This window comes from Sanguibacter gelidistatuariae, from assembly GCF_900096585.1.
Classification (GTDB): Bacteria; Actinomycetota; Actinomycetes; order Actinomycetales; family Cellulomonadaceae; genus Sanguibacter; species Sanguibacter gelidistatuariae.
In genome coordinates this window covers 423,832-435,427 of record NZ_FMYH01000003.1, presented here as the reverse complement: position 1 = coordinate 435,427, position 11,596 = coordinate 423,832, and the positions used below count along the sequence as shown (strand labels likewise).

The window sequence follows — 11,596 nt, the reverse complement described above, 5'->3', positions numbered from 1 at the left end:
GGTGGGCGGCCACTCCGTCAATGTCGAGCTCGCGTCAATGTCGAGTTCGCATCAATGTCGAGCTTGCCGTCGATATGGAGCTCGTGGCCTGCGGCATCATTCGCCGCGCCGACGGTCCCATCGTTCCTCGAGCCGGTGCATGAAGGAGCCCCGGTTCTGTGGCCGCTGCGGCGCAGGCCCCGACCTCGATCGGGATCCGTTCGAGGTCCCCGCCTTCGTCGGGTTGATCGACCCGGACTCCGACACGGTGCCGAGCGGACCCACCGGACGCCTTTTCGGCGGGGTGAGTGCGTAGGTGACGGCCGCAAACATGATCACGAACCCGATCACCCCTACCCAGGGGACAGACTGTGCCGCGCCGAGCACCAGGGCGAGCAGCCCCACCACCAGGCCGATGCCAGCAATGACGTACCGCGCACCAGACCGCGACGTCGTCGAGGTCAACGTTGTTGCGAGCCGTGGATCATCAGACGTGAGCTCTCGCTCCATCTGTTCCAGAACACGTTGCTCGTATTCGGACAGAGGCATCGCTACCCCCGCACTTTTGTTGGGTGAGACCTTGTCATACATCAGGATAGTTCGACTTGAGGCAAGACGGTAGTCGGCCCCCTTCCCGAGGCGGCCGGACGGATCGCAGATCGCCCGAATCGCATCCGAACCTGGTCCATCGCCGCATCGGCAAGGCGCTGCTGCTCGGTCTTCCCCCCGACGGCATCCTCGAGGGTGAGCTGCAGCACAGCGGTTGACCTGCGCTCCAGCCCTTCCCCGCGCACGCCGACGAGGCGGACGGGCAGGCCTCGAAGATCGACCGACGACACAAGCTCGCGAGCCACAAGATAGATCTCGTGGCCGCTGTCCGACGGGGAGACAAGAGACCGTGAGCGGGTGAGCGTCCGGAAGTCGCTCGTCCGCACCTTGACGCTGACGGTCCGAGCCAGGACCTCCTGTGCCCGGAGCCGATGGGCGCACCGGTCGGCCAGGTCGAGAAGCTTCGACTCGACGAACGACATGTCGTAGACGTCCGTGGCGAAGGTTGTCTCGGCGCCGATGCTCTGCTCGGTGCGGGTCGGCTCGACCGGCCGGGCGTCCCTCCCCCAGGCCAGGTCGTGAAGGTGGGCGCCGGCCGCCTCGCCCAGGATCTGGCGCAGCACCATGGGATCGGTGTCGGCGAGCTCTGCGACCGTCGAGATCCCCCAGCGCGCGAGGTTCTCCTCAGTCTTGCCACCGACCCCCCAGAGTGCTCCGACCGGCAGCGTCCGCAGGAACGCGACCGTCGCGTCCCTCGGGATGAGCATCATCCCGTCGGGCTTGGCGTGGGTCGAGGCCAGCTTCGCCACGAACTTCGACGACGCCACCCCCACCGAGCACGTGATGCCGAGCCGCGCCTGGACCCGTTCCCTGATCTGACGGGCGATCGACGTCGAGGACCCGAGGCGTCGCCGGGCACCGCTGACGTCGAGGAACGCCTCGTCGACGCTGATCGGCTCGACGAGGGTGGTCACCTCGCGCAGGATCTCCATGAGCTCCTCCGAGGCGGCACGGTAGGCGGCATGGTCCGGTGGGATGTAGACCGCCTGCGGGCACAACCGTCGTGCGGCGCCGACCGGCATCGCCGAGCGCACGCCGAAGGCGCGCGCCTCGTACGTGGCGGCCAGCACGACGGCCCGCTCCGATCCGGCCACGATCACGGGGAGTCCACGCAGGTGCGGGCGCCGCGCGACCTCGACCGAGGCGAAGAAGGCGTCCATGTCGACGTGGAGGATCGAACAGTCCGAGTCCTGGGTGCCCCAGGACCTGTGCGCACCCTCGGCCCGCGGTCCGCGACTCATGACGCCCACGCCATCGCGGACCGCAGGTCGGCGAAGGGATCGATGCCGAGCCGCACGCAGACCGCGTCCCGGAAGTCCTCGGCGGCGGCGACCCAGGTGCTGGCGAAGGCGTCGTCGACGGTGTCGGGCCGACCGGCGTCGATCGCCGCGCGGACCCGTGCGCCGGAGGTGAAGAATGCCGCCCAGGCGGCGCACCCCGGCTCGGCAGCCGTCAGGCGGTCCCAGGCGCTGCGCGTCCGGCCACGCGGCGGGCGCGCGTCCGCCGCCAGCAGCAGCGCACCTGCAAGCCGGAGCGCAGCCAGGTGCGCGTGCAGGAACCGCTCGGCCGGGTCGGTCGCCAGCTGGGCCGCCAACAGCTCCGCGTCGCACCGTGCGACGAGCTCGACGGCTGCCTTGGCGACCGGTGCGTGGTCCGTGCCCGCGCTCGGAGCACCTGCCGTGGTCATCGCGTCTGCACGTTCCATCTCCCGCACCTCCTCCGTCCAGTATCGAACACTCGTTCGATACCTGTCAAGGGTTCGACCTCCGTCTACCCTTGCCACATGGCCCGCCGTGCTTCTCGAAACTCATCCTCCACCGGACCACTGACAAAGCGGTCGACTCAGCCCGCACTCCCCGTCGGCCCGATCGAGACGGACTCCGGATCGGTCGAGCTCGTGCCCGACCGCGACGACCCGCGCGCGCTGACCGTCATGATCAACGGTGTCCCCAGCTCGTTCATCGACCTCGACGACCCGCGCAACGTCGGCTTCGAGTACATGGACATCATGTGCGCGGTCCTGGACCACACCCGGACCGGCCCCCTCGACGTCGTCCACCTCGGCGCGGCCGGGTGCGCGATGGCTCGGTCCATCGACGCCACCCGACCGGGTTCGCGCCAGATCGGCATCGACATCGACGCCCGGCTCATCGAGCTCGCCCGCACCTGGTTCGATCTGCCTCGCTCGCCCCGCCTGCGGCTGCGCGCCGGGGACGCGCGCGCCCAGCTCGCGACGCTTCCGGCCGCGAGCGCCGACGTCGTGATCCGCGATGTCTTCGCCGGTGACACCACGCCCGCGCACCTGCTGACGGTCGAGTTCGTGGGGGATGTGCTCCGGGTGCTGCGTCCGGGCGGCATCTACCTGATCAACTGCGCCGACAGGCCACCGCTCGACGGCGCGCGGTCGGAGGTCGCGACGCTGCGCACGGCGCTGCAGGCGGCCCTGGATTCAGTACCCGACTCCGGTGCCGGGCCGGCCACCGACGCCCGGGGTGAGATCGGCGTCGTCTCAGAGCCCGCGCTGCTCAAGTCCCGCCGCTACGGCAACCTCGTGCTCGTGCTGGTCGCGCCCTCGCGACCGGAAGCCGGCGCGCCGGAGCCGGGCGACGGCGTGCTCGGCTCGGCCGCCCTCGGGCGGGCCCTGCGCACGTTGGCCGTCCCCGCCCAGCTCCTGCACACCGACCCCGAGACGACAAAGTTCGCCGGACAGGCGCGGGTGCTGCGCGACGTCGTGCAATCGACCTAGTGCAGCAGCGCCGCCGCGGTCGGAACCGCTCAGGCGCCCTGCCCCTCCTGGCCCTGCTGGGCGAGGAAGCGCTCGAACTCGGCGCCGAGCTCGTCGGCCGTCGGGATCGGCGCGGAGTCCGCGAGCAGGCTCTGGCGCTCGGCCGAGCGGGTGAACGCGTCGTACTGCTCTTCCAGCCCCCGGACCAGCTCCGCGATCTCGGGTGACTGCCCCACCTGCCGGACAACCTCTTCACGGGCCTCGAGCGCGGCCTCGTCGAGGTCGGTGACCCGCAGGTCGAGCCCGGTGACACCCTCCACCTTGGTCAGCGCGATGATCGCGGCCGGCGGGTAGGGGGACTGGGCGAGGTAGTGCGGCACGTGGACCGCGTAGCCGAGCGAGTCGTGACCGCGCTCACCGAGGCGGAACTCAAGCAGGTTGGCGACCGCGGCGGGGACCGTGACGCGCCCGAACCACGACGACGCGTTGGCGATGAGGCCGTCGCGTGAGGCGTGCGGCGTCGCCGAGAGGGGTCGGGTGTGCGGAATACCCATGGGGATGCCGTACATTCCGATCGTCATCGACACGTCGAGGCGGTCGACGAGCTCGAGGACGGCGGCGACGAAACGTTCCCACTGCAGGTCGGGCTCGTTGCCGTGCAGCACGAGGAACGGGGTCCCCTCGTTGTCGTGGGCCAGGTCGACCGCGATGCTCGGTGCGTCGTACCCGGACCAGGTGTTCGTGTCGAAGATCATCGTCGGGCGCTTGGACCGGTAGTCGATGAGCTGGTCGGCGTCGAAGGTCACCAGGCGGGTCGTCTCCCCCAGGCCCAGCAGATGCTCGACGGCGATCGTACCGACGCTCCCGGCGTCGACGAATCCGCGCAGCGCGTTGATCAGGACCGGCCCGGTCGCGGCGGTCTCGGCGCGCGCGTCTGCGGGACGCACACCCAACGACGCTTCCGCCTCGGTATCGATCTCATAGAGCCCACGGGGGTCGAGCACGATCTACCTCCAGTCCACAGTCGGTCAGTCGTTGACAAGAACGTCACCGGGAACCGATTTCTTCCCGGCGGGCGGGGACTCAGCGGTTGGGCAGGCGCACGACGGTGACGAAGAAGTCGTCGATCTGACGGACCACCTCGATGAAGCGGTCGAAGTCGACGGGTTTGGTGACGAAGGCGTTGGCGTAGAGGGAGTAGCTGCGGACCACGTCCTCCTCAGCTTCGGAGGTGGTCAAGACCACAACCGGGATCTTGCGCAGCTCGGGGTCGGCCTTGAGCTCGGCGAGCACCTCGCGGCCGTCCATCCGGGGCAGGTTGAGGTCGAGCAGGATGAGGTCGGGCGTCACCGCGTCGGCGAACTCCCCCCGCTTGCGCAGGTAGTCCATCGCACTCACACCATCGCTGACCACCGAGAGCCGGTTGACGACCTTGTTGTGCTCGAAGGCCTCACGCGTCATCAGGACGTCACCGGGGTCGTCCTCGACCAGCAGGACCTCGATCACGTTCGTCGCGTCGGGCATGGATCCTCCTTGTGCCCCGCGACCAGGCGCGGCCGGGGAGCTGTGGTTGAGTGGCAAGCAGCAGGCGTGAGGCTACGGTACGCGAGCGTCGTCGGGAAATGTCCACCGCACGCTGGTGCCGCGAGCGGGACGACCGTCGGCCGTCGACGATGCGGAATCCGCACCGCCGGCACCCAGCGCCCGGGCATCGATCCAGATCTCGCCGCCGTGGTACTCGACGATCTTCTTGCACAGGGCCAGGCCGATCCCAGTGCCGTCGTAGACGTCCTTGGCGTGCAGGCGCTGGAAGATCACGAACACCCGGTCGACGTACTGGGCGTCGATGCCGATGCCGTTGTCCGTGCACCACAGCTCCCACCCCGCGTCGGCGCGCCGGGCGCCGATCTCGATCTGCGGCGTCCGTTCCGGGTCGCGGAACTTCAGCGCGTTGCCCACCAGGTTCTGGAAGAGCTGGACGAGCAGGGTCGGCTGCCCGACGACGGTGGGCAGCTCTCCCACCTCCACCACGGCGCCCTGGTCGGCGATCGTCGCGTCGAAGGTCGCGACGGCGGTGCGGGCGGCGTCTGCGAGGTCCACCGGCCGCGGTGCGTCGAGCGATCGCCCCACCCGGGAGAACCCCAGGAGGTCCTGGATGAGGCGCTGCATGCGCTTGGCGCCGTCGACCGCGAAGTCGATGTACTGGTCGGCCCGCTCGTCGAGCTCTCCGCCGTAGCGCTTCTGCAGCAGCTGGGTGAAGCTGGCCACCTTGCGCAGCGGCTCCTGCAGGTCGTGCGAGGCGACGTAGGCGAACTGCTCGAGGTCCCTGTTCGACCGGCGCAGCTCCTCGGCCTGCTCGGTGAGGTGCTGGTGAGCCTCGGCGATCTCCTTCTCGGACTCCTTCGCGGCGGCCATCTGGTCGACGAGCTCGACCCGCATGGTGTCCACCGCATGAGCGAGGGAGGCGATCTCCCCCGGGGCCTTGGTGCGCACCTCTTGGGTGAGCGCGCCGCCGCTCACGGCCTCCGCCTTCGAGGCGAGGTCCGCCAAGGGTTCCAGGATCCGACGACGCAGCGTCAGCCACACCCCCAGACCTGCCGCGAGCGCAGCGACCGTGAGCAGCATGACAGTCATGAAGAGGTTGCGCGTCCAGCGGGTGAGCTGGTCGGCCGCCACGGCGCGGGACCGCGCGAGCTCCGCGGCCAGGTCGTCCGCCTCCTGCTGGGTCTGGGCGAAGAGGACCTCACCGGCCGCCACGAGCTCGGGCGAGGCGGCGCCGACCCCGTCCTGGGCGACGGCGGCGATCGCCGGCTCCGCGAACGTCGTGTGCCACTCCTCGATCCGCGCCGCGAGGGCCTCGAGCGAGGCCACGGTCGGCGAGTCCGTACCGAGGTCGGCCACGAGGGAGGCGTGAACGTCGGCCGCGGAGAGGTCCGGGGACGCGTTGAAGGCATCGAGGGCCGGTCGGTACCCGGTCGACAGGTACGCGTCGACCGCGGGACCGACGTCGTCCAGCCAGGTGCGCAGACCTTCGCTGAAGGTGATCGCCTCGAAGTACGTGTGGGTCACCCGGGTCTGCAGTGTCATGACCTGGGCGAGGGAGTACACGGCTCCGGCGACGATGAGCAGGAGGACCGTACCGGCTGCCACGAGGGTGATCCCGAGCCGCTGACGCAGCGTCGCGACCGACTCGGGCGGGGCCGGGGCCTCGATCGACGTGTCGGTCATCGCCATTCCGCGGAGTCGGCGAGGGTCGCAGACCGTTGGCCGACTCCGTCGTCTCCGTGGCCGGGCCAGCCCAGGATGAGCACCGCGGCGTCGTCGACCAGGCGCCCCCCGTGGACCTCGCGTACCCGGCGCAGGATCCGTTCCACGAGCCCCTCGGTGCCGTGCAGGAACTCCGAGCTGACCGCCTCGAGCAGGCCCTCGATCCCGATCCTGGGCCGCGGGACGGGCGCCCCGGCGTCACGGGCCGTCGTCCCATCGACCGCCTCCCCGCCCGTCGCCGCGGCGGGAAGACTGGCTGGCGCCCGGTCCAGGACGGTCGCCTCGAGCAGGCCGTCGGTGTAGAGCATGAGCCACCAGGTGTCCTCGAACTCCAGCCGCTGGGCCTGCCACGTCGAGTCGATGGGGATCCCCAGCGCCCGACCGCGCGACGTGGGTTCGATCGACGTCGACGCGGGACCGAGCAGGATCGGGGCGTGATGCCCGGCGAGGTAGAGGTCCGCCGTGCGCCGGTCTGCGGAGATGACGACCTGGCACAGGGTGGTGAACGTCTCCGGTCGCGAGCGTTCGTTGACCATGACGCGCTCGACCAGCGGAAGGATCCTGTCGTCGCTCGTCTCGGCGAGCACGAGGGTCCGCCACGCGGTGCGCAGGGTCGCCCCGAGCGCGGCCTCGGCCGGTCCGTGACCGGCCACGTCACCGATCACGGCGGTCACCGTGCCGTCCGCGCGCTCGACGACGTCGTAGAAGTCGCCTCCGAGCAGACCGTCCCCTCCCGGCAGGTAGCCGACCAGGACCGCCAGGTGGGGGTCGATGAGGGCGGGGGTGGGCAGGAGCGCGCGCTCCAGGCGCGCTGTCTCGCGCTCACGCACGCCGTTGCGGAAGATCGTCCGTTCCTGTTCGTCGGAGAGGCGACGCTGGACCGCGTACCGGACCGCCCGGATGAGCAGGTCCGGCCCCGCCTCGTGCTTGACGAGGTAGTCCTGAGCCCCGGCCGCGACGGCCTCGATCCCCAGGTCAGAGCCGGTCATCCCGGTGAAGACGACCAGAGCAGGCGGTTCGGGCGCGGCCTGGATGCGGTGGACCCCGGAGATCCCCACCGAGTCCGGAAGCCCGAGGTCGAGCAGGATGCAGTCGACGTCGAGCATCCGCAGCGCCTCGTCGACCGTCCGGGCACGAGTCAGCGTGACTGCGGTCCCGGAGTCTTCGAGCAGTGCCTCGACGAGCAGCGCGTCGCCGTCGTCGTCCTCGACGATCAAGATACGAACCGGTTCATCCTGGTTTACGCGGCTCACGCGGACCCCCTCTACGATGCTTCCCGTCGTGCGTCCCCCGATGGTAAACGGTTCTTGACGCAACCCGAGCGCGCGAGATAGGTCCTGGCCCGGAGATCAGGGATACTGGACGGTCGTGAACGTGGGGTGCCACGTTCCGTGCCGGCGAGATCGCCGGCTCCTGGGAGGAGAAGCGTGGCCGATCAGTCCGACGAGATCCAGGTCGAACAGCAGACGCTGGACGTGCTCTACGCGCGGTTGGACGAGCTCCGCGCGGCCACCCGCGCGCGCCTCGGAGCGGTCCGCCGGGGCGGTCCGTCGGGGTCGCCCCAGAACCGCAGCGAACGAGACGCCTTCGCGACCCTGTACGAGGACCGGGCCGCGCTCCTGGAGGCCGTCGAGGACCGGCTGTGCTTCGGTCGCCTCGACTTCGACGACCAGGTCACGCGGTACATCGGCCGGATCGGCCTCACAGACGAGCAGCACACCTCTATCCTCACCGACTGGCGGGCCCCGGCGGCCCAGTCCTTCTACCGCGCCACGGCGGCCCACCGCGACGGCGTCTTCCGTCGTCGTCACCTGGTCACCACAGGGCGACAGGTGACCGGGCTCGAGGACGAGATCCTCGACCTGACGCTGCCGGGCAGCCACGTGAGCGAGCTCAACCTCTCGGGCGAGGGGGCGCTGCTCGCGGCGCTCGCCGCGGGGCGGACCGGGCGGATGGGCGACATCGTCGCGACCATCCAGTCCGAGCAGGACGCGATCATCCGCTCCGACCTCCAGGGCGCCCTGGTCGTCCAGGGCGGTCCGGGGACCGGCAAGACCGCCGTCGCGCTGCACCGCGCGGCCTACCTGCTCTATGCCCACCGCCGGCTGCTCGAGCGATCCGGGGTGCTGCTCATCGGACCGAGCCAGTCCTTCCTGCGCTACATCGACCAGGTGCTGCCCTCCCTGGGTGAGACCGGCGTGGTCTCCACGACGATCTCCGACCTCATCCCCGGTTTCTCGGCCCGGGCCACCGAGAGCCCGGTCGTGGCCGAGATCAAGGGGCGCGCCGTCTTCGGCTCGATCATCCGGCGCGCCGTCACCGCGCGCCAGCGGGTCCCCGCCCAGGACGTCCGGCTGCGGGTCGACGGACACGACATCGTCATCCGGCGCCGTGACATCCGCGACGCGATCGCCAAGGCCCGCCGCAACCACAAGCCGCACAACCAGGCCCGGGTCACCTTCGTCCGGGAGATGCTCTCCCGGCTGGCGCAGCAGTACGTGGACCAGATGTCCTTCTCGATCGAGAAGGACGAGCGCGCCGAGGTGATCGAGGAGCTGCGCACGACGCGCGAGATCCGGATCGCGCTCAACCTCGCGTGGATGCCGCTGACCCCCGAGAAGCTCGTCGCGGACCTGTTCGCCAAGCCGCACCGGCTCGCCCAGGTCGCCCACGAGCTGTCCCCCGCTGAGCAGGCCGCCCTGGCCCGCCCGGCCGGGTCGCCCTGGACCGAGTCCGACGTCCCGCTGCTCGACGAGGCGGCCGAGCTCCTCGGCGAGGACAACCAGGTCGCGAAAGCCCAGGCACGCCAGGACGCCGAGCAACGTGCGCACACCCTCGACTACGCCCGACAGGTCCTGGAGAGCTCCGACAGCGGCGGCGGCCTGGTCAACGCGGACATGCTCGCCGACCGGTTCGCGACCGGCGCCAGCTTCCTCACCACGGCCGAGCGTGCCGAGAAGGACCGTGCGTGGACCTATGCCCACCTCGTGGTCGACGAGGCCCAGGAGCTCTCGGCCATGGCGTGGCGTGCGCTCATCCGCCGGTGCCCGTCGCGGTCGATGACGATCGTGGGCGACGTCGCGCAGACGTCCTCACCGGCCGGCGCGCGGTCATGGTCGGCCATGCTCACACCGCTGCTGCGCGACGCATGGCGGATGTCGGAGCTGACCGTCAACTACCGTACGCCCGAGGCCGTCGCGACCGCCGCGCGCACCATGGCGCTGACAGCGCGGCTCCCCGTCTCCCCGCTCACGTCGGCGCGTGAGATCCCCGGCGCCCTGCAGATCCACCCGGCCGCGGCCGCCGACCTGCGCGCGCTCACGCTCGACCTCGCCCTGCGCACGGTGGGCGAGGTGCGCTCTGGCGGCGCCGGTCAGGTGGCCGTCGTGGTCCCCGCCGGGCAGACCGATGCGGTCCGGTCCGGGCTCCTCGCACTTGCCCTCGCCCGTGGCGAAGACCCTGCCGATCTCGCCGACGGGGTCGTCGTGCTCAGCCCCGCCCAGGTCAAGGGGCTCGAGTTCGACGCGGTGGTCCTGGAAGAGCCGGCAGACATCTACACCGGACCGGGTGGGGCATCCGACCTGTACGTGGCGATGACCCGGCCCACGAAGTACCTTCACGTGACGCATTCGAGGCCGTTGCCGCCCGGGATGAGTGCCTGACGGGGCCCATCTAGGCGCCGCGTCCACGTGACAAGACCCGTTTTGTCATTCCCGGGGCCAGGGCGCACTATGACCATGTGCTGAAGGCCCTCCTCCTCGAAAATGTCCACCCACTCGCCATCGAGATCTTTGCCGCCCACGGGATCGAGGTTGAGACCCGATCCGGCGCGCTGGACGAGAACGAGCTCATCGCCGCCCTCGAGGGCGTGCACATTCTGGGTCTGCGCTCCAAGACGCAGGTGACCGCCAAGGTCATCGAGGCGTCCCCGGACCTGCTGACCATCGGTGCCTTCTGCATCGGTACCAACCAGATCGACCTGCAGAGCGCCGCCAACCACGGCGTCGCCGTGTTCAACGCGCCGTTCTCCAACACGCGTTCCGTCGTCGAGATCGCGCTCGCCGAGATCATCTCGCTCACCCGCCGGATGACCGAGCGCGACAAGGCGCTGCACGCCGGGATCTGGGACAAGTCCGCCGAGGGCTCGCACGAGGTCCGTGGCCGCACGCTCGGGATCGTCGGCTACGGCAACATCGGGACCCAGCTGTCCGTGCTCGCCGAGAACCTCGGCATGTCCGTGGTCTTCTACGACACGGCCGAGAAGCTGGCCCTGGGCAACGCACGCCGTCTGGGCTCGCTCGACGAGCTGCTCGCCGTCGCTGACATCGTCACCCTCCACGTCGACGGCCGCAGCGGCAACGCGGGACTCTTCGGTTCTGAGCAGCTCGCCCAGATGAAGCCGGGCGCGATCTTCCTGAACCTCTCGCGGGGCTTTGTCCTGGACACCCAGGCGCTGCACGACTCGATCGTCTCCGGGCACCTGTCCGGCGCGGCGATCGACGTGTTCCCGACCGAGCCCAAGAAGCGCGGCGACCAGTTCGAGTCCGAGCTGCGCGGCCTGCCGAACGTCATCCTGACCCCGCACATCGGTGGCTCGACCGTCGAGGCGCAGGAGTCGATCGGCGTGTTCGTCGCCAACAAGATCAAGGACTACGTGCGCACGGGCACGACGACGCTCAGCGTCAACCTCCCCAACCTCGCCCTGGAGAACTCCACGGGCGTGGCCCGGGTGGCTCACCTGCACCGCAACACCCCGGGCGTGCTGGCCGCGGTCAACAAGACGCTGGCCGAGCACGGCGCGAACATCGAGGGCCAGCTCCTCGCCACCCGCGGGGAGATCGGCTACGTCGTCACCGACGTCGGGTCGGTCCTGGAAGCCGCCGTGGTCGACGCCCTGCGCTCGATGGACCAGACCATCAAGCTCCGCGTGCTCACCGAGACGCAGCGCTGATCGTCGCCTGACGCCCAGACGCCGACAGGCCCTGTCCCTCGCGGGACAGGGCCTGTCGGCGTCTG

The 11,596-nt window shown here is 70.2% G+C and carries 10 protein-coding genes; 3 read left to right on the top strand and 7 right to left on the bottom strand.

The genetic code is table 11. From position 1 onward, the window contains the following. Positions 1–96: 96 nt before the first annotated feature. From BLQ50_RS09690 to BLQ50_RS09680, 3 genes are read right to left on the bottom strand one after another with little or no spacing between them, the layout of a single operon-like run. Positions 97–528, bottom strand: a complete 432-nt coding sequence (locus tag BLQ50_RS09690) for a DUF3040 domain-containing protein (RefSeq protein WP_093183179.1) — start codon at positions 526–528, stop codon at positions 97–99. 41 nt (positions 529–569) lie between these two features. Beyond that, on the bottom strand, positions 570–1,829 hold the full coding sequence (gene dinB / locus BLQ50_RS09685; RefSeq protein WP_093183350.1) for a DNA polymerase IV: 1,260 nt from the start codon (positions 1,827–1,829) through the stop codon (positions 570–572). Beyond that, on the bottom strand, positions 1,826–2,293 hold the full coding sequence (locus tag BLQ50_RS09680) for an SAV_6107 family HEPN domain-containing protein (RefSeq protein WP_093183178.1): 468 nt from the start codon (positions 2,291–2,293) through the stop codon (positions 1,826–1,828). Before BLQ50_RS09680 ends, dinB begins: the two co-directional genes overlap by 4 nt. 78 nt (positions 2,294–2,371) lie before the next feature. Here BLQ50_RS09680 and BLQ50_RS09675 point away from each other — a divergent pair, with 78 nt between their 5' ends. Continuing rightward, a complete protein-coding gene (locus BLQ50_RS09675) occupies positions 2,372–3,334 on the top strand; it encodes a spermidine synthase (RefSeq protein WP_093183177.1) in 963 nt (320 codons plus the stop codon). A gap of 29 nt (positions 3,335–3,363) precedes the next feature. Here BLQ50_RS09675 and BLQ50_RS09670 read toward each other — a convergent pair whose 3' ends face one another. The 4 genes from BLQ50_RS09670 to BLQ50_RS09655 all read right to left on the bottom strand — a co-directional run bounded on the left by BLQ50_RS09670 (position 3,364) and on the right by BLQ50_RS09655 (position 7,833). Beyond that, the gene (locus BLQ50_RS09670; RefSeq protein ID WP_093183175.1) at positions 3,364–4,317 is read right to left on the bottom strand and encodes a PAC2 family protein; all 954 of its coding nucleotides are present in this window, start codon (positions 4,315–4,317) and stop codon (positions 3,364–3,366) included. A gap of 79 nt (positions 4,318–4,396) precedes the next feature. Next, positions 4,397–4,837, bottom strand: a complete 441-nt coding sequence (locus tag BLQ50_RS09665) for a response regulator (RefSeq protein ID WP_093183174.1) — start codon at positions 4,835–4,837, stop codon at positions 4,397–4,399. A gap of 72 nt (positions 4,838–4,909) precedes the next feature. Continuing rightward, positions 4,910–6,541: a sensor histidine kinase gene (locus tag BLQ50_RS09660; RefSeq protein ID WP_093183348.1), complete on the bottom strand. Its 1,632-nt coding sequence runs from the start codon at positions 6,539–6,541 to the stop codon at positions 4,910–4,912. Next, positions 6,538–7,833, bottom strand: coding sequence for a PP2C family protein-serine/threonine phosphatase (locus BLQ50_RS09655; RefSeq protein WP_245701042.1), 1,296 nt, complete (start codon positions 7,831–7,833; stop codon positions 6,538–6,540). The genes BLQ50_RS09660 and BLQ50_RS09655 overlap by 4 nt, the downstream gene beginning before the upstream one ends. A 174-nt stretch (positions 7,834–8,007) precedes the next feature. Between BLQ50_RS09655 and BLQ50_RS09650 the strand changes: the two genes are divergently transcribed. Both BLQ50_RS09650 and serA read left to right on the top strand, forming a co-directional pair. Then, entirely contained in the window at positions 8,008–10,242 is a 2,235-nt protein-coding gene (locus tag BLQ50_RS09650) for a HelD family protein (protein ID WP_093183172.1), read from the top strand. 77 nt (positions 10,243–10,319) lie between these two features. Continuing rightward, a complete protein-coding gene (serA, locus tag BLQ50_RS09645) occupies positions 10,320–11,531 on the top strand; it encodes a phosphoglycerate dehydrogenase (RefSeq protein ID WP_093183171.1) in 1,212 nt (403 codons plus the stop codon). Positions 11,532–11,596: the final 65 nt, after the last annotated feature.

Bases quoted from the DNA above. Each gene is read 5' to 3' on its own strand.
- dinB (WP_093183350.1), bottom strand. From the start codon at position 1,829: ATGAGTCGCGGACCGCGGGCCGAGGGTGCGCACAGGTCCTGGGGCACC.
- BLQ50_RS09660 (WP_093183348.1), bottom strand. From the start codon at position 6,541: ATGACCGACACGTCGATCGAGGCCCCGGCCCCGCCCGAGTCGGTCGCG.
- BLQ50_RS09675 (WP_093183177.1), top strand. From the start codon at position 2,372: ATGGCCCGCCGTGCTTCTCGAAACTCATCCTCCACCGGACCACTGACA.
- BLQ50_RS09680 (WP_093183178.1), bottom strand. From the start codon at position 2,293: ATGGAACGTGCAGACGCGATGACCACGGCAGGTGCTCCGAGCGCGGGC.
- BLQ50_RS09690 (WP_093183179.1), bottom strand. From the start codon at position 528: ATGCCTCTGTCCGAATACGAGCAACGTGTTCTGGAACAGATGGAGCGA.
- BLQ50_RS09665 (WP_093183174.1), bottom strand. From the start codon at position 4,837: ATGCCCGACGCGACGAACGTGATCGAGGTCCTGCTGGTCGAGGACGAC.